Genomic DNA, 15,364 nt, shown 5'->3' on the forward strand with positions numbered 1-15,364 from the left:
TTCGTGCCCGCAAAGGCATACTTAATTATTGGTTAAGGCGTAATCTTAATGCAGGCGTGGTGCCCGGTCGATCCCGTCGATGTCATATTGATCTCAACTCCGCGACATCTTCCCAAACCGCTTGATCAGCCGCTCGCGCTTGAGGCGGGACAGCCGCTGGATCCAGAACAGGCCGTTGAGCTGATCGATCTCGTGCTGGTGGCAGACCGCGAGCAGACCGTCCGATTCCTCGGTCTGCCGGTTGCCGTGGACGTCCTGATAGCTGATCCGGACCCGCGCGTGACGGCTGACCTCGTCATTGACCCCTGGCATCGAAACGCTGCCTTCCCGATGCAGGATCATCTCGGGCGACACCCAGATGATCTCCGGATTGACATAGGTCCGCGCGCCCTCGGTCGCGTCGAGGTCAAGCACCACGACCCGCAGGGAGATACCGATATGCGGCGCGGTGATCCCGATCCCCGGCGCGGCGTGCATCGTCTCCAGCAGATCCTCCGCAAGGTCGCGCAGCGCGTCGTCAAACACGGTCACAGGCTGCGCGGGAAGCGCAAGCCGAGGGTCGGGATAACGGACGATCGGACGGATGGTCATGATCTGTCATGCTTTGCCATTGCATTCCACGTGCTAATTGTGCCCGTAGAGCCGTTCATCCCACCACACCGGCTCGGGCAGGGTGTGCGTGATGCCCTTGGCGTCGGGGTGCGCCGGGTTGATCAGGAGGTTGCGCTCCAGCCGCGCCGGGATGGAGGGGACGATCAGGAGCGCCGAACGCTTCTCTTCGCACCATTGCTGGCCGAAGGTCTGGCAGATCGTTTCGTTCCGCGAATCCCAGCCGGGATGCGCCGCGGTCTGAAAAATTTCATACGCGACGCCGTTTGGAATCGTGATCTCGATGAAGTGCTGATTGGCCGGCATCACCAGATTGGTGTGCACCAGCTTTTCCAGCAGCGCGGTGGAATAGTGCTCCGCGGTGTAGATCATCGGGCTGGTATGCCTATTCCAGCGGCCCGGGTAGAGGCGGGCGCCTTCGACATCATAGATCGGGAAGGCGCCGTCCGGGTCCCCGATGCGATAGCATGTCAGGACGCGGTCGGTCTTCTGAACGCTCATACGCCGCCGCTATACGCCGCCCGGCCCATCAGGTTGATCACCGCGTCGGCGCCGGGGCCGGTCGCCAGCGCTACTTCGAGTGGCGCCTTTTCGTCCAGCATCGGGTGCGGCCGCTCGAGAAAAGCGCGGACCTTGGCCTCGTCACGGAAGACGTCGATCCCGAAGGCGAACACCTTGGCGACGCGCGCGAGGCGGTCGCTTTCCTCGCTGGTCAGGAGCTGCTTGTGCTTGCGCCGGCGTTCGAGTGTCGGCTTCGGCACGACCTGATAGGTGAAGCGGCGGGCATCGTTCGGGCTGACACGGTCCGCGAATTTGTCCAGCGCCGAGACCGGCAGGCCCTTCTCGACGGAGTAGGCCAGCGTCAGCGTCGTCTCGGTGTTCTTCGGTTTGACGCCGAGCAGTTCGGCGGCGGTTGCGGCCTGGTAGCGCATGAAGTCCTCTGTATCAGTTGAGGCAAATATATGCCTCAGATGAGGCGACGTCAAGCTGATTTAATCAGGTCGCAAGCCATATCGTTCCACTGTCGAACCGCGACCCACAATCAGAGCATCGTTTCATGCTCTACGAGACTTGGGAAAGCCATGAGGACGTCCTGAATATACAGTTGCATCGACCCTACCGCCGCGCATGGCACGCAGCGCTCCCCACACTACTTCAGCAGGACCGCGACATCACGATCTGGGAGCCCATTCGTGCAGATCGCAAGCACACATGACTGGGATTCGCTTTCGATATCGCGGACTATTGCCGATTGCGCGCCCTTCCTACGAGCTAACCCAGCCATTGCTGCGGGAGATCGGCCAACTCGGCGGCTGATATATGATCCCAATTGTGAAATGGCGCACAGACAGGAGCCGTTCGGTCTGGTTTTGTTAAGTGGATGGTCGCCCCTTGGTGGGTGAAGGTCTGTTACCGGCCGTTCGTTTTCGTTTTGGGAGAATTACCATGCGCGGTTTCAATCGCACGGCTGTTGTGATGTGCACCTCACTTATTCTCCAGTCCACCTTGAGCGGGTGAACCAATGAGGTTTCGCGTGCGCTGATTACCGCGTACAGAGATTTTCTGGGCCCCGCCGGCGACGGACGGGGCTTTTCTATTTCGTTTTTCTGCCCACTGTTGCCCGGCGGTGCCCCTGTGAAGAAGGACAGGGGTCATGTGGTACTTTTGGCCCGATTTAGTATTTGATGTTGTCAAGGGGCTGGTAGCCGGAGCTGCTTCTCTCGCACTTCAGGTGGTCGCCCCCATGACGCTTCGCGCCTTGAAGCGGTTTCGAGCGCATTGGGCGGCTCGGAAAGCCGTAAGAAAAGCAACCCGCAGGGCGGAATAGCGATGCCTATTCCGCCCAATCGGATATCGCCCGGCGCAGTACGCTGCGCTATTTCGCAAGGAGCCAACCGTGGCCGTGATGGACCGGGCTCCAAAAAAATAATCAAGCACGGCCATCAAACTGTCGGTTCCAGCCCATCCCGTTCGTCTTCCACCCAGACAGAGCTACAGTGGAGATCAGGGATGGAAAATTCTAGATATCGCTGGGTAATCGTTGCGGCCGGGGGCTTGCTCGGCTGCGTCGCAATTGGCGGCATGTTTTCGCTGCCGGTGTTCCTGCAGCCGATTGCGCGGGATACCGGCTGGTCGGTGACCGGCATATCCAGCGCTATGACCATCGGCTTTCTCGCCATGGCGTTCACCAGCATGATCTGGGGCACCTTGTCCGACCGATTTGGGCCGCTGCCGGTGGTGTTGACCGGATCGGTCGTGCTGGCAGTGAGCCTGGGGCTCGCCAGCCTTGCGACATCGCTGGTCGTATTTCAGTTCGTCTTTGGGCTGCTGGTCGGCAGCGCCGCCGCTGCGATCTTCGCGCCGATGATGGCGACCGTCACCGGCTGGTTCGATACCCATCGCAGCCTGGCCGTGTCGCTGGTCTCAGCCGGCATGGGCATGGCGCCGATGACCATGTCGCCGCTCGCTGCCTGGCTGGTCTCAAACCATGACTGGCGGACCTCGATGCAGATCGTGGCACTCGTCGTCGCCGCGATCATGATCCCGGTCTCGCTGCTGGTGCGCCGCGCGCCTGCGCTCGAGAGCGGGGCGTCCACGCTGTCCAATGCCCCGGCGGAACCGGACATGACGCTCGCGCAGGCGCTGCGCTCGCCGCAATTCATCATCCTGATCGCGACAAACTTCTTCTGCTGCGCCACGCATTCGGGCCCGATCATTCACACTGTGAGCTACGCCATCAGTTGCGGCATCCCGATGATCGCCGCCGTCACCATCTACAGCGTGGAGGGCCTCGCCGGGATGGGCGGCCGTATCGCCTTCGGCCTGCTCGGCGACCGCTTTGGCGCCAAGCGCGTGCTCGTGTTCGGCTTGCTGGCGCAGGCGTTCGGAGCGCTCGGTTATGTCTTCGTGCGCGAGCTCGCCGCGTTCTATGCGGTCGCGGCGCTGTTCGGCTTCATCTATGCCGGCACCATGCCGCTCTACGCCGTTCTGGTGCGCGAAAACTTTCCGCTGCGGATGATGGGCACCGTGATCGGCGGCACGGCGATGGCCGGCAGCCTCGGCATGGCGACGGGGCCGCTCGCCGGCGGCCTGATCTACGACACCTTTGCCAGCTACGCTTGGCTCTATATCGGCTCGTGGCTCATGGGGCTCGGCGCGTTCCTGATCATCCTGACGTTCAGGCCGATGACGGTGGCACGGGCTGCGCCAGTGCCGGCGTGAGCGCGAAGGTGTTGCCTGGTGCCTCATGCGCGCTGGATGCGCAGTCTAGTGCTGCTCCTTCAGCCGGTGTCGGTGAGCCGCCTGCTTCGCGCGATTACCGCAGAGCGCCATACTGCACCACCGTCGCGTCCGGCCGCGCGTATGATCGGCAAAGAGAAGCGTGCAGGCCGGTCCTTCGCAGGCCTTCACGTCTGAGAAGTCTTCCGTACAGACAAGCTGCGCCAGCGCCTCGGCGATCGGGGAGAGCAGGGCTTCCGGCGTACGCCATCGGCGGATCGTCTGATGCTGAAGCGGATTCTTTTCGCCCTTCGGCCCGGGAACGACCCGCTTGAAGGAGTCATCGCGCTCCAGCAAGCGATTCAGTGGCTCAAGCTCGGCAGGACTCTTCGCCGTCAGCGGACGCCCCTTGTGCTTGCGCACAAAGCCTCTGAACCACTCGCGCAGACTCCGCGCCTGATCGGCAACCTTGTCGAGTTCACCGGGGAGCGCCTCTGCCCGAATGCGCTTGATCGCGTCCGCAGGCGCTAGCTGCGCCTGTTCCAGCCAGTTCAGCAAGCCATCGCCGTCATCGATCCAGTCGATCGGCATGTCTATCGGCGTCGCGATTGAATTGAGGAAATCCAGTCCGAGCGCGTCGCCGACAAAAATAGCGGGAGGGCGTTGGTCCATCTCATCTCCTGTTCCGGGCGCCGGCGGCCGATCCCATCACCCATCCGTGAACATGTTCCCTAGATAACCTCCTTAAAGGCCGTTGACAAGTTACACTTGGCCGATGTAACCACCAAAATACAATTAAGAAGGTTACTATTCTTCTAGTCCTCGAAGGAGAGCTGCGATGTCATCGAACGATGTGACTGTTGTGCTTGCCCATGGCGCATGGGCCGATGGATCGAGCTGGGCGAAGGTCATCGGTTCCCTCGTGGCCGAGGGCATCAAGGTGGTGGCGGCGCCGCTGCCGCTGACATCGTTCAGCGACGACGTCGCGGCGCTCGAACGAACGCTCGCGCGCGTGACGAGGCCGGTCGTTCTCGTCGGCCACGCCTATGCCGGGGCCGTGATCGGGGCCACACGGAACGAGAAGGTGAGGGCACTCGTTTACGTGGCTGCTCTCGCTCCGGACGAGGGCGAAACGGTTGCCGACGTTTTCTATCGCACTGAGCCGCATCCGCAGGCGCCCAAGCTCGCGCCCGACGATCACGGGTTGATCTACCTGCCTGAGGCGGCTTTCGCTGCCGCCTTCGCGCAGCATGCCGCTGCCGAAGAGCAGACTCTGCTGGCGGCGGTTCAGCGGCCGATTTCGACGGCCTGCATCACCGTCGCCGTCGACCGGCCGCTGTGGAAGGACCTTCCCTCCTGGTTTCTCGTCGCGGAGGAAGACCGCATGATCGTTCCCGAAACCCAACGCTTCATGGCGACGCGAATGAAGGCGCGCGTCCGATCGCACCAGGTCGATCATACCCCGATCGTCACTGCGCCCGGTGTCGTCGTGGAAATCATTCGCGATGCCGTCCGTGACGCAGCCACGCGGCAAACGCCGCAGTCGTAACCTATTTAAAGCGATTCAGAAAGTTACCAAACCAAGGAGAAAGCCAAATGGCTGCCATCAACTATCGCACCGCCGACGTCGACGGCTGGAAGATCTTCTATCGCGAAGCAGGGCCCAAGGACGCGCCGACGCTGCTGCTGCTACACGGCTTCCCGAGCGCGGGCCACATGTTTCGTGACCTCATCCCGCATCTTGCCGATCGCTTTCATATCGTGGCTCCCGATCTGCCCGGCTTCGGACAGTCCGACTTGGTGGCGCGCGGTATGTTCGCCTACACCTTCGATCACATCGCCGAGGTCATCGACCGCTTCACCGAGGTGATCGGCCTCAAGCGCTTCGCAATCTATGTCTTCGACTATGGCGCGCCGACCGGTTTCCGGATCGCGGCAAAACATCCGGAGCGGATCACGGCAATCATCTCCCAGAACGGCAATGCCTACGAGGAGGGGTTGAGCGACGGCTGGACGCCGATCCGCGCCTACTGGGAAGACGCGTCGCCGAAGAACCGCGAGGCGCTACGCGCTTTCCTGAAGCCCGAGACGACGGTCTGGCAATATACGCACGGCGTTCCTGACGCGACGAGGGTGTCGCCGGACGGCTACTCGCTCGACAACTTCTATCTCTCGCGGCCCGGCGCCGATGAGGTGCAGCTTGATCTGTTCGGCGACTACAAGAGCAACGTCGCGCTCTACCCGGCCTTCCAGAATTATTTCCGCACCCACAAGCCGCCCTTCCTCGCGGCGTGGGGCAGGAACGATCCGTTCTTCCTGCCGCCCGGCGCGGAAGCATTCAAGCGCGACATCCCGAACGCAACGGTGCGCTTCTTCGACACCGGCCATTTCGCGCTGGAGACCCACGCCACCGAGATCGCCGAGGCCATCCGCGACTTCCTGCCCCGCTGACATCGCCAGATCGCGCCTGCTTGCGCTCGCAAGGCAGGTCCGAAACTCATGGAGAGTTCATCATGCGTGCCATCATTCTCGAGAAATTCGGCGGGCTGGACAGTCTGGTCTACAAGGACATCCCGGAGCCGGAGCCCAAGGCCGATCACGTGGTGATTGAAATCAAGGCGTTCGGGATCAACCACGCCGAAATACACATGCGCCGCGGCGAATGGGCCGAGGCGGCGCCGGTCAGCGGCATCGAATGCGTCGGCATCGTGAAATCCTGTCCCGGCGGCGAATTTCCGATCGGTGCGAAGGTGGCGGCGCTGATGGGCGGTCTCGGCCGCACCATCAATGGCAGCTACGCCCAATACACCCGGGCACCGGTGTCGAACGTCGCGCTGATCGACGCCGACCTGCCATGGGCCGAACTCGCGGCGATCCCGGAGACCTACGCGACGGCCTGGACTTGCCTGTTCCGCAATCTGGAAATCAGGAAAGGGCAGTTGCTCGTCATTCGCGGCGCGACATCCTCGTTCGGTCAGGCTGCGCTCAAGATGGCGGTCAATGCCGGAGCCCGGGTGATCGCAACGACCCGCAGCCGCGATCGCTTCGCTATGCTGGAAAAGCTCGGCGCCGCACGCTGCGAGATCGAGCGTCCTGACCTCTCAAAGCATATCGCCGAAGCCAACGAGATCGACGCGGTGCTCGACCTCGTGGGCAACTCCGTCGTGCTCGACTCCCTCGCCATGCTTCGCCGCGGCGGCCGGTCCTGTCTGGCCGGCTGGCTGGGTGGCCTCGATCCGATCCCCGATTTCAACCCGCTGCTGCAGATGGCAAGCGGCGTCTATCTGACCTTCTTTGGCAGTTTCGTATTCGGTACGCCGGGCTTCCCGCTCTCTGACGTGCCGCTGCAACAGATCGCGGAGGACGCAGCCGCCGGCCGGCTCGACGTCAAGCCGGTTCGCGTCTTCCACTTCGACGAGATCCGCGAGGCGCATCGCGCCATGGAGGCCAACGAGGCCCGCGGAAAAATGGTTGTGATTCACGACTGACACTTACGCTTGGAATGAAGGAGAATGGAAATGTCGAACTCAGTAGCGATCGTCACAGGCGCCAGCCAGGGCATTGGCCGGGCCACGGCCATCCGCCTCGCGCGCGATTTTTCTGCGCTGGTCTTGGTGGCGCGGGACCGCGCGCATCTGGATGAGACGGCCGCGGCGGTGAAGGCCGCCGGCGCAGAAGCGCTGGTCATCGATGCCGATCTGAGCCAGCCTTCGGCAGCGCGGACGGTGGTCGATCGCACGCTGGCCACATTTAACCGCATCGACGCGCTGCTCAATATTGCCGGCGCCGTGCCGCAGATCGACCTGTTCGAGATGACCGACGAACAGTGGGAGGGCGGCCTCTCGCTGAAGCTGCACGGTGCGCGGCGGCTCACGATTGCCGCGTGGCCGGCGCTGAAGGTGACAAAGGGTTCGGTGGTGCTGATGTCGGGCAATTCGGCGCTGTTCCCGAAAGCGCCTTACGCGGCGGTGGGAACGATCAATGCCGCCATCGTCGCGCTGGCAAAAGCGTTCTCCGATCGCGGCATCGCCGATGGCGTGCAGGTGAACAGCGTCCTGCCTGGTCCTGTCATGACGGGCCGCCGCCGCTCCTACCTCCAGCATTGGGCGCCGCTGCACAACATGACGGTGGAGGAGGCGACGGCCAACTTCCCGAAAGAAGCCGGCATTATCAGGTATGGCGAGCCGGAAGAAATCGCGGAGTTGATGGCGTTCCTGGTTTCGCCTGGCGCGCGCTGGATGACCGGTTCGACACTTCGCATGGATGGCGGTGAGGTGAAATCGATCTGACGAAAGCGCGCCGGCGGCGGCTCAGGATTGCGTCGCTCGATCGCATTCAGCCGAACGTAAAACTGTAGGTGCTGAGGCCCGCCTTGGGCACGCGCAGGCGCAACTCGTGCTCGCCACCGGCTCCGCTGTAGAGGGAATAAAGCCTGCTTCCATCGACGACGACCGGCGGCTGCTGTACGCCGTCGACGATCATGGACAATGTCTGCGGGGAAACGCTGCCGGCCACGAGATTGACCTTGGGGGCGTTGAAACGAAGCACGATTTCGTCGCCGTCCGCCGACGAGGTGGCACGGTCTCCGGTCACGTCCCAGCGGCCGGAGAGTGCGAACCTGTTCTGTGGCACGCTGTCCGGCAGCGCGTAGGGCCGTTCGCCTGACGTGGCGATCTGCTGATCCACGATGGCGCCATCGTTCTTCTCCGAACCAAGATACATCTCGGGCGTTGCGACGGCGCTCAGATCCGGATCGCTCGTTTGCGCGATGGGTGCGCGCTCGCCGACGATGCGCGCGATGGCGTTTTCCATCTGCTGGTAGCCGCCTTCGCCGAACTGCGTTGCGACGACGGTACCGGACCGGTCGATCAGATATGCGGCGGGCCAGTACTGATTTCCGAAGGCGCGCCAGGTGCGGTACTGATTGTCCTGCGCGACCGGATAATGGATGCCCAGCCGCTTGATCGCGGTCTCGAGATTGGCGCGCTCCTTCTCGAAGGCGAATTCGGGCGTGTGCACGCCGACCACGACGAGGCCTTTGTCCTTGTATTGCTCGTGCCACTTGGTGATGTAGGGCAGCGTGCGCAGGCAGTTGATGCAGGAATAGGTCCAGAACTGCACCAGAACGACCTTGCCGTGGAGGCTTTCCATCGTCAGCGGCGGCGAATTCAACCAGGCGGAAATCCCGGAAAACTCTTGCACGGGCCGGGCGTCCTGCCGCGTCGTTTCTTCGCTGAGCAGCGCAGATGGGCCAAACTGCGCGATGGCGAGAATGACAACGATAACGAGGACGATCAGGCCGAGAAGCTTGCGCATTGTCATAATCCCAGTTGAAGATTCGGATAAAAATCCGAGAGCCACACCGCTACGACCGTGTCGTATTGCGTGTAGAAGGCGAGGGCGGCGAGCAGCACCGCCGCACCAAAAGTTCGTTGCAAGGCAGGGGTATAGGGCGTGAAGCTGCGCACCTGGGTGGTCGCGTATTGTCCGCCATAGGCGATTAGCAGGATCGGCATGCCGGCGCCGATCGCGTATGTGACGAGCAGCAGCGCGGCGCGTGTCAGGTTTTCAGACGTGGCGATCAGCGTGAGAATGGAGCCGAGCACCGGCCCGGCGCAGGGTGTCCAGAGCACGCCGAGCGTTAGTCCAAGAACGAGGCTGCCGATATGGCCTGATCCCGCGCGCGGCGCGATCGCGGCGGCGAAAGAGAGCAGACCGCTCAACCGCACCATCAGCCATTCGTAAGGCCGCGGCCACAGCAGCAGGGTGCCAAAACTGCCGAGCAGGACGACGGACACTTTCCGCAGCGTGTCGTGCGACAATCCGAGCACAGTTGAGAACGAGCCGAACAGGATAGCGAAGCCGGAAAACGCCATGATGGAGCCGGCGACGAGGAAGAGCGGCCGCCACCGGTCTTGCTGGCCGATGGAGGCGCCCAGCATGACTGGAAGCAGCGGCAGGATGCATGGCGCGGCCGCCGTCAGCAAACCGGCGGCAAACGCCAGGGCGATCTCGATCATGTCAGGCTATCCTCATCGGTCCGGGCCACAGCCGTCACTTCACCAGCGTGAGGAGCGGCTTGCCTTTTTCGACGATGTAGGTGGCGAGCTCACTGCCGGTGACGCTGCCGGGATTCCTGGCCGAGTGGGGCGTGTTGGCGGGAATGAAGAGGACGTCGCCGGCCTTCAGCGTGACAGGCGGCTTGTCACCGACCTGATATTCGAGCGAGCCCTCCAGGACATAGATGATCTCTTCGCCGGGATGGGTGTGCTTGCCAAACGCCACGCCCGGCGCGAGGTCGACGCGCACCTGGATGGCCTCGCGTCCGGGCGCGCTGAGGTCGTGCCGCTGCAGGTCGGTTCGCGTGACGCCGCTCTGCTGCGCCTGCACGCCAGGCGGCACCAAAACGGCTCCGGCGACAAGCGCCGCCATTGCGATGATTTGCATCTTGTTCAGCTTGCTCATGTTGAGTCCCTTAGTTTGAGAACTTCATCCAACTCGCGGGCTCGACCGGCACGGCTGAGCCCGCATCGGAGAGTTGGGTCGCCTCATAACGGCAGCGGCTCGCCGGCCTGTTCCTTGACGATGTAATCGGCGTACCAGTCCGGCCAGTTCGCATCGTGCTGGCCGCCGTTGCGCTTCTCGTGCTCGCCATGAGCGGCGGCCGCGCGGCGGAACGCGGCGGCGAGGTCGGACGACGAGGTAAACGTCGTGCTGTCAGCGGCCACGCGTCCGGGCAACCGCGTGGTCACTTCCTGCAGCAGCCAGCCATTGCCGTCGGGATCGCTGAACGAGGCATATGAACGATAGCTGCCGCGCTCGGGATCCGGGCCGCTCAGCCGGACCCGTCCAAACAGATACGGCTCGTCCGGACCAACGTGCACGTCGCCGCCGGCGTGAAACGCTTCACTGATCGTAACGCCACGGCTGAGCAACGCGTTGCGGGCAGCTTCGATGTCGGAGACGACCAGGTACAAGCCCTGTGCGGAGCCGGGTGCAGCCCGGGTGACGTTCTTGCCGAAGATCACCGAAGTGTTGGAGCCGGGCGGGGTGAACTGGATCACGCGGTAATCGTCGGGGCCGGCGAAATCGGCGTCGAGCCGCCAGCCGAGCTTGGCGTAAAACTGCTTGGCGCGGTCGACGTCGGAGACCGGGATGACGACGATTTCGAGCTTCAGGTCGACGGCCGGCGCGGCCTTGCCTTCGGCGGAAGTGGGGTGGGTGCGTTCATTGAGGTCGGACATGGTTCTCTCCTTTGATGTTGCGGTGGCCAGGATATTCCGGGCGCGCCGTGGTTCTCGTGACGGAAGCAGACCTAGATTGCTTCGATCACCGCGCGAATACCTGCTGTTTGGCAGACACTCTTCCGCGGCGCGAACGAATGTCTGAAATCGCCAGATCTCCTCACCGATGGTAATTAGATCGCATACGATATAATCGAATACGTGATATAAAGCGCCAGCGCGCCCTGAAGTCAACCCTTCCGATTTAATCGGATACGATATATATGGATGCGAGACTTCACATGTTCGTGTCGGAAAGGACGCGCCAATGAGACCGAATGAAGGTCCCAAATCCGCTTCAACTACCGGTTCCAGGGACAATTCCAGAGACAGTTCAAGGGGCAATCAGAAACCGAAGCCAGCCACCGGGGAGCGGCGCCTTGGCGATTTCCTGTGTTTTGCGATCTACTCGGCCAACCTGGCCTTCGGCCGGGCCTACCGGAAAGGCCTTGAGGATCTCGGCCTGACCTATCCGCAATGGATCGCGATCGTGGCGTTGTGGGAGCAGGACGGCCAGACGGTGAGCGAGCTTGGCGAAAAGATGTTCCTCGAGTCCAACACGCTGACGCCGATCCTGAAAAAGCTCGAGGCGATGGGCTATCTACGCCGTGAGCGCAATCCCGCGGACGAACGGCAGGTGCGCATCAGCCTTACGGAAACTGGCCGGCAGCTGCGCGAGAAAGGCATGCACATGAACCTGGTGTCCTCGACCGGGCTCAAACCGGACGAGTTCGCGCGGCTGCAGGAAACCGTCGTTACGCTGCGCGACAATCTGATCAAGGCGACGGCGGAGCAAGCGTGATGTTCTCGACCAGCGCTTCGATACAATAGAAGTCCGGCGGCGCGTGCAATTGAGTGAGAATGAAAGCAGTAGCCAATGTCCGACAGCCCCAGCCATCCGCTCGATTATCCGATCTGGACCGCGCTGACGACCACACAGCAGGCGTTGGCTGAAGGCGATGTCCGCGCGCGGCGTTTTCCGACGGAGATCACCCCCTTCGCCGCGACGGCGGACATGTCGTCCGAAAGCTTTGCAGCGCTCGGCGCGCTGATGTCGCCGCAGGACATCGCCGTGCTGTTCACGCCGGATCCCGTGAATCCGCCTACCGAATTCAAGGTCGTGCTGGCGGATACCGGTGAGCAATTGATCGGGACGCCGGTCGAAACGCCGGCCAACGGCGTCGACATCGTCACCCTCGGTGTCGACGACGTTCCAGCCATGATCGAACTGACGACGCTCACCAAGCCGGGACCGTTCAGCGCGCGGACCCACGAACTCGGCACCTTTCTCGGCATCCGCGTCGATGGGCAGCTTGTGGCGATGGCCGGCGAGCGGATGAAGCCCGCTCAATACACCGAGATGACAGCCGTCTGCGTGCATCCATCCCATCGCGGCCGCGGCTACGGGCAGATGCTGCTATCCGCCGTCTCCCGGCAGATCGTGTCGCGCGGCGAAATTCCCTTCCTGCACGTGTTCACCAACAACCACTCGGCGATTGCGCTCTACCGGCGGCAGGGGATGGAAATCCGGCGCCGCCTCCACGTGACCGTATTGAAGAAAGAGGAATGATGGCTCCGCGATGCACGACCTGACCGATATCATCCTCAGGCATTGCGTGTGCCCCTCGGCCCCCGGTCCGGTCCGGGGTCCTGGCCGGCGGCTACCTTGGTCAACCTGTCGAGATAGTGCGCCCAGCCTGTGTTATGGCTGTCGCGCGTTGCCTCGGTAGGCAGGCCGCTGTGGGTCATGCGCAACAGCGTGCCGCCATCCTGCTCGATCAGGTCGATCTCGATCAGGCCCGATCCCGGCGGTACTTCCTCGTTGCCGTCCCAGCCAAAGCTGTAGGCGAGGCGATGCACCGGCACGACCTCGCGGAACGTGCCGCGCCCCGTTGCACTGCCGACGCCTTTCAGGAGGTACAGGCCGCCCGGATGCGTCTCCGTCACGGCCTCGCTGCCCATCCATTGCACGATCTTCTCAGGGTCGGTCAGGAAGGCGAACACGCTGGCGCGCGGTGCGGCGATGTGGGTCTCGCGCTGGAGCACAAACGATTCAGTCATCGAAAACCTCGTGGGTTGTTGGCGGGACGGGCTGATGCAACCTGCGAGTGCTTAAGTTAGGTGCCGTGGGTGACAATGCAACATCGCTGTCGCATGATCGGCGCATGCAACTGAGCTCGACGCTGACATGGCTGGTCGATGCGGCCAGCGCCTCGCCGGGCGCCGAACGGTTCCTTGCCGAACTCGGCACGCGCTTGATCGCGGACAGCGTGCCGCTCGCCGGCGGCGCGCTGACGCTCGCCGTGCCGCACCCGATCATCGCCCGCCGCACCTGGCTATGGCGGGCCGGGAACGGGGAGGTGATCGAGGCGGTGGGCTTTGCTCCGGCGGGATTTGCCGGCGCGGGCAGTTCGTCCGGCGATGCGGGGCGGAGCTGGTTGGCGGGGCTCGCTGATGGTGCGGTGCATGAAGACGCCGTTGGCGGGAGCGAAGGCGGGCCGGTGCTCGGCTGGATCGGGCCGCGCCGGTTCACGGAAACGGAAGCCAATCGATTGCGCGAGGCCGCCCGCTTCGCCGCGGCGCCGCTTGCGGCACTCTCGGCGCGGGCGACGCTGTCGGCCGCGCTCGAGGCTTATCTCGGCCGGCGCAGCGCCGCGCGCGTGCTGGCGGGGCCGCTGCGGCGCGAAGTCGGCGAGACCATCCGGGCGGTGCTGCTCTATGCCGATCTGCGCAGTTTCACCGCGCTGTCCGAGGCCGAGCCTCCCGTCGCCGTCATCGCCGCACTCGGCGGCTGGTTTGACTGCATCGGCGGCGCCGTCCACGCCTTTGGCGGCGAGGTGCTGAAATTCATCGGCGACGGCGTGCTCGCGATCTTTCCGGTCGGCGAGAAGCCGCGCGACGCCAGCGACGCTGCGCTGCGCGCGGTGGCTTCCGCGAAAGCCGGCATGGCGCATCTCGATACGACGCGGCGAGAGCAGGGGCTGCCGCCGCTGTCGTTCGGCGTGGCGTTGCACCTTGGCGAAATTCTGTGGGGCAATGTCGGCGCGGCCGACCGGCTGGATTTCACCGCGATCGGTCCTGCGGTGAATTTGGTCAGCCGGCTCGAAGGGCTCTGCCGGCCGCTCGGCCGAACCGTTCTCATCTCCGGCGCGGTCGCTACCGAGACCAGCACGACACTGATCCCGCTGGGAATGCATGCGCTGCGCGGCATCGCATCTCCCTGCGCCGTCTACACGGACAACTAGAACGGCGCGGAACCCCATCACGAAAACGTTAAACCGATCGGTTGACTATCGGCGCTCAGCGCCTATACTAAACCACATGGTTGAGAATTCGGCACATCTCGATGCTGTCTTTCACGCGCTCGCGGACCCAACGCGCCGGGCGATGCTTGGTCATCTGGCCGAGCGCGAGCTCACGATCGGGGAACTGGCGACGCCATTCCACATGAGCTTCGCCGGCGCGTCGAAACATGTGCGGGTGCTGGAGAGTGCCGGCCTGGTGAAGCGCACGATCCGCGGCCGCACCCATCTGTGCCGTCTCGAAGCGGCGCGTCTCGCGGATGCCGATGCGTGGCTCCGCCGTTACGAGCGTTTCTGGAGCGCGAAGCTCGACAAGCTGGAAGCCTTGTTGCGTGCAGAGGACGAGGCGAAAGCAAAGCAAAAGCAAAGCAGGTGAAGGAGTAGACAATGAATGCAACGACAAAGCCCGATGCTTATGGTGAGTTGATCGAGCCGACCACGCTCAAGATCCAAAGGCTTCTGCCCGGCCCGATCGAACGCATCTGGGCCTATCTCACCGACAGCGACCTGCGCAGCAAGTGGCTGGCGGCGGGCGCGATGGAGATGAAGGTCGGCGCGCCCTTCGAGTTCGTCTGGCGCAACGACGAGCTCAACGATCCCCCGAGCAAGCGGCCGGCAGGTTTTCCCGAAGAGCACCGGATGCAGAGCCGGATCACCGAACTCGATCCGCTCCGCAAGCTTTCGATCGCCTGGAACAACAGCGGCGACGTGACGTTCGAACTTGAGCCGAAGGGCTCGGGCGTGCTGCTCACTGTGACCCATCGGCGGTTGCCCGATCGCTCGACCATGCTCAAGGTCAGCGCCGGCTGGCACATGCACCTCGATATCCTGCTCGCCCGCGCCAGCGACAAGGAACCGGCGCCATTCTGGGATGGCTGGGCCCGCCTGCAGCAGGAATACGACCGCGCGGCTGCCGGCCTGAATGGTCGACGCACGCGCAACAACCGTCCC

General features: G+C 63.3%; 18 protein-coding genes and 1 pseudogene. 10 read left to right on the top strand and 9 right to left on the bottom strand.

The window, feature by feature from the left end:
* Window positions 1–93: 93 nt before the first annotated feature.
* From V1283_RS13845 to V1283_RS13855, 3 genes are read right to left on the bottom strand one after another with little or no spacing between them, the layout of a single operon-like run.
* Window positions 94–591 carry a peptide deformylase gene (locus tag V1283_RS13845; RefSeq protein WP_334387036.1) on the bottom strand — a complete coding sequence of 166 codons (498 nt, stop codon included), beginning with the start codon at window positions 589–591 and terminating at the stop codon, window positions 94–96.
* A gap of 33 nt (window positions 592–624) precedes the next feature.
* Window positions 625–1,110: an RES family NAD+ phosphorylase gene (locus V1283_RS13850; protein WP_334387037.1), complete on the bottom strand. Its 486-nt coding sequence runs from the start codon at window positions 1,108–1,110 to the stop codon at window positions 625–627.
* Window positions 1,107–1,541 (bottom strand): antitoxin Xre-like helix-turn-helix domain-containing protein, encoded by a 435-nt coding sequence (locus tag V1283_RS13855; protein WP_334387038.1) that lies wholly within the window; start codon window positions 1,539–1,541, stop codon window positions 1,107–1,109. The genes V1283_RS13850 and V1283_RS13855 overlap by 4 nt, the downstream gene beginning before the upstream one ends.
* A 1,078-nt stretch (window positions 1,542–2,619) precedes the next feature.
* Here V1283_RS13855 and V1283_RS13860 point away from each other — a divergent pair.
* Window positions 2,620–3,831, top strand: coding sequence for an MFS transporter (locus tag V1283_RS13860; protein ID WP_334387039.1), 1,212 nt, complete (start codon window positions 2,620–2,622; stop codon window positions 3,829–3,831).
* A gap of 45 nt (window positions 3,832–3,876) precedes the next feature.
* Here V1283_RS13860 and V1283_RS13865 read toward each other — a convergent pair whose 3' ends face one another.
* Complete coding sequence (locus V1283_RS13865; RefSeq protein ID WP_334387040.1) at window positions 3,877–4,500, bottom strand: CGNR zinc finger domain-containing protein; 624 nt, start codon at window positions 4,498–4,500, stop codon at window positions 3,877–3,879.
* 166 nt (window positions 4,501–4,666) lie between these two features.
* Here V1283_RS13865 and V1283_RS13870 point away from each other — a divergent pair, with 166 nt between their 5' ends.
* From V1283_RS13870 to V1283_RS13885, 4 genes are all read left to right on the top strand, one after another.
* The gene (locus tag V1283_RS13870) at window positions 4,667–5,377 is read left to right on the top strand and encodes an alpha/beta fold hydrolase (protein ID WP_334387041.1); all 711 of its coding nucleotides are present in this window, start codon (window positions 4,667–4,669) and stop codon (window positions 5,375–5,377) included.
* 47 nt (window positions 5,378–5,424) lie between these two features.
* Window positions 5,425–6,279, top strand: coding sequence for an alpha/beta fold hydrolase (locus V1283_RS13875; protein ID WP_334387042.1), 855 nt, complete (start codon window positions 5,425–5,427; stop codon window positions 6,277–6,279).
* 62 nt (window positions 6,280–6,341) lie between these two features.
* Complete coding sequence (locus tag V1283_RS13880) at window positions 6,342–7,316, top strand: zinc-binding alcohol dehydrogenase family protein (RefSeq protein ID WP_334387043.1); 975 nt, start codon at window positions 6,342–6,344, stop codon at window positions 7,314–7,316.
* A 30-nt stretch (window positions 7,317–7,346) separates the two neighbouring features.
* The gene (locus V1283_RS13885; protein WP_334387044.1) at window positions 7,347–8,117 is read left to right on the top strand and encodes an SDR family oxidoreductase; all 771 of its coding nucleotides are present in this window, start codon (window positions 7,347–7,349) and stop codon (window positions 8,115–8,117) included.
* Window positions 8,118–8,163: 46 nt separating this feature from the next.
* On the opposite strand, the gene V1283_RS13890 is transcribed toward V1283_RS13885, so the two are convergent.
* The 4 genes from V1283_RS13890 to V1283_RS13905 all read right to left on the bottom strand — a co-directional run bounded on the left by V1283_RS13890 (window position 8,164) and on the right by V1283_RS13905 (window position 11,072).
* The gene (locus V1283_RS13890; RefSeq protein WP_334387045.1) at window positions 8,164–9,144 is read right to left on the bottom strand and encodes a thioredoxin family protein; all 981 of its coding nucleotides are present in this window, start codon (window positions 9,142–9,144) and stop codon (window positions 8,164–8,166) included.
* 2 nt (window positions 9,145–9,146) lie between these two features.
* Window positions 9,147–9,848 carry a cytochrome c biogenesis CcdA family protein gene (locus V1283_RS13895; RefSeq protein ID WP_334387046.1) on the bottom strand — a complete coding sequence of 234 codons (702 nt, stop codon included), beginning with the start codon at window positions 9,846–9,848 and terminating at the stop codon, window positions 9,147–9,149.
* Window positions 9,849–9,882: 34 nt separating this feature from the next.
* Window positions 9,883–10,284, bottom strand: coding sequence for a cupin domain-containing protein (locus V1283_RS13900; RefSeq protein WP_334393050.1), 402 nt, complete (start codon window positions 10,282–10,284; stop codon window positions 9,883–9,885).
* A gap of 92 nt (window positions 10,285–10,376) precedes the next feature.
* Window positions 10,377–11,072 (bottom strand): VOC family protein, encoded by a 696-nt coding sequence (locus V1283_RS13905; protein ID WP_334387047.1) that lies wholly within the window; start codon window positions 11,070–11,072, stop codon window positions 10,377–10,379.
* Window positions 11,073–11,379: 307 nt separating this feature from the next.
* Here V1283_RS13905 and V1283_RS13910 point away from each other — a divergent pair, with 307 nt between their 5' ends.
* Both V1283_RS13910 and V1283_RS13915 read left to right on the top strand, forming a co-directional pair.
* Window positions 11,380–11,913, top strand: a complete 534-nt coding sequence (locus tag V1283_RS13910) for a MarR family winged helix-turn-helix transcriptional regulator (RefSeq protein ID WP_334387048.1) — start codon at window positions 11,380–11,382, stop codon at window positions 11,911–11,913.
* Between the two features lie 75 nt (window positions 11,914–11,988).
* On the top strand, window positions 11,989–12,681 hold the full coding sequence (locus V1283_RS13915) for a GNAT family N-acetyltransferase (protein ID WP_334387049.1): 693 nt from the start codon (window positions 11,989–11,991) through the stop codon (window positions 12,679–12,681).
* Between the two features lie 35 nt (window positions 12,682–12,716).
* On the opposite strand, the gene V1283_RS13920 is transcribed toward V1283_RS13915, so the two are convergent.
* Complete coding sequence (locus tag V1283_RS13920; protein ID WP_334387050.1) at window positions 12,717–13,172, bottom strand: SRPBCC family protein; 456 nt, start codon at window positions 13,170–13,172, stop codon at window positions 12,717–12,719.
* 104 nt (window positions 13,173–13,276) lie between these two features.
* Here V1283_RS13920 and V1283_RS13925 point away from each other — a divergent pair, with 104 nt between their 5' ends.
* From V1283_RS13925 to V1283_RS13935, 3 genes and pseudogenes are all read left to right on the top strand, one after another.
* Window positions 13,277–14,356 carry an adenylate/guanylate cyclase domain-containing protein gene (locus tag V1283_RS13925; protein WP_334387051.1) on the top strand — a complete coding sequence of 360 codons (1,080 nt, stop codon included), beginning with the start codon at window positions 13,277–13,279 and terminating at the stop codon, window positions 14,354–14,356.
* A gap of 76 nt (window positions 14,357–14,432) precedes the next feature.
* Window positions 14,433–14,789, top strand: a complete 357-nt coding sequence (locus V1283_RS13930; protein WP_334387052.1) for an ArsR/SmtB family transcription factor — start codon at window positions 14,433–14,435, stop codon at window positions 14,787–14,789.
* Window positions 14,790–14,800: 11 nt separating this feature from the next.
* A pseudogene (locus tag V1283_RS13935) lies at window positions 14,801–15,319 on the top strand (SRPBCC family protein); the annotation flags it as partial.
* Window positions 15,320–15,364: the final 45 nt, after the last annotated feature.

Origin of the sequence: Bradyrhizobium sp. AZCC 2262 (assembly GCF_036924535.1) — a bacterium.
GTDB lineage: Bacteria > Pseudomonadota > Alphaproteobacteria > Rhizobiales > Xanthobacteraceae > Bradyrhizobium.

What these genes read in the sequence shown, in the direction of transcription:
- V1283_RS13845 (WP_334387036.1), bottom strand. Translation starts at nt 591, where the DNA reads ATGACCATCCGTCCGATCGTCCGTTATCCCGACCCTCGGCTTGCGCTT.
- V1283_RS13850 (WP_334387037.1), bottom strand. Translation starts at nt 1,110, where the DNA reads ATGAGCGTTCAGAAGACCGACCGCGTCCTGACATGCTATCGCATCGGG.
- V1283_RS13855 (WP_334387038.1), bottom strand. Translation starts at nt 1,541, where the DNA reads ATGCGCTACCAGGCCGCAACCGCCGCCGAACTGCTCGGCGTCAAACCG.
- V1283_RS13860 (WP_334387039.1), top strand. Translation starts at nt 2,620, where the DNA reads ATGGAAAATTCTAGATATCGCTGGGTAATCGTTGCGGCCGGGGGCTTG.
- V1283_RS13865 (WP_334387040.1), bottom strand. Translation starts at nt 4,500, where the DNA reads ATGGACCAACGCCCTCCCGCTATTTTTGTCGGCGACGCGCTCGGACTG.
- V1283_RS13870 (WP_334387041.1), top strand. Translation starts at nt 4,667, where the DNA reads ATGTCATCGAACGATGTGACTGTTGTGCTTGCCCATGGCGCATGGGCC.
- V1283_RS13875 (WP_334387042.1), top strand. Translation starts at nt 5,425, where the DNA reads ATGGCTGCCATCAACTATCGCACCGCCGACGTCGACGGCTGGAAGATC.
- V1283_RS13880 (WP_334387043.1), top strand. Translation starts at nt 6,342, where the DNA reads ATGCGTGCCATCATTCTCGAGAAATTCGGCGGGCTGGACAGTCTGGTC.
- V1283_RS13885 (WP_334387044.1), top strand. Translation starts at nt 7,347, where the DNA reads ATGTCGAACTCAGTAGCGATCGTCACAGGCGCCAGCCAGGGCATTGGC.
- V1283_RS13890 (WP_334387045.1), bottom strand. Translation starts at nt 9,144, where the DNA reads ATGCGCAAGCTTCTCGGCCTGATCGTCCTCGTTATCGTTGTCATTCTC.
- V1283_RS13895 (WP_334387046.1), bottom strand. Translation starts at nt 9,848, where the DNA reads ATGATCGAGATCGCCCTGGCGTTTGCCGCCGGTTTGCTGACGGCGGCC.
- V1283_RS13905 (WP_334387047.1), bottom strand. Translation starts at nt 11,072, where the DNA reads ATGTCCGACCTCAATGAACGCACCCACCCCACTTCCGCCGAAGGCAAG.
- V1283_RS13910 (WP_334387048.1), top strand. Translation starts at nt 11,380, where the DNA reads ATGAGACCGAATGAAGGTCCCAAATCCGCTTCAACTACCGGTTCCAGG.
- V1283_RS13915 (WP_334387049.1), top strand. Translation starts at nt 11,989, where the DNA reads ATGTCCGACAGCCCCAGCCATCCGCTCGATTATCCGATCTGGACCGCG.
- V1283_RS13920 (WP_334387050.1), bottom strand. Translation starts at nt 13,172, where the DNA reads ATGACTGAATCGTTTGTGCTCCAGCGCGAGACCCACATCGCCGCACCG.
- V1283_RS13925 (WP_334387051.1), top strand. Translation starts at nt 13,277, where the DNA reads ATGCAACTGAGCTCGACGCTGACATGGCTGGTCGATGCGGCCAGCGCC.
- V1283_RS13930 (WP_334387052.1), top strand. Translation starts at nt 14,433, where the DNA reads ATGGTTGAGAATTCGGCACATCTCGATGCTGTCTTTCACGCGCTCGCG.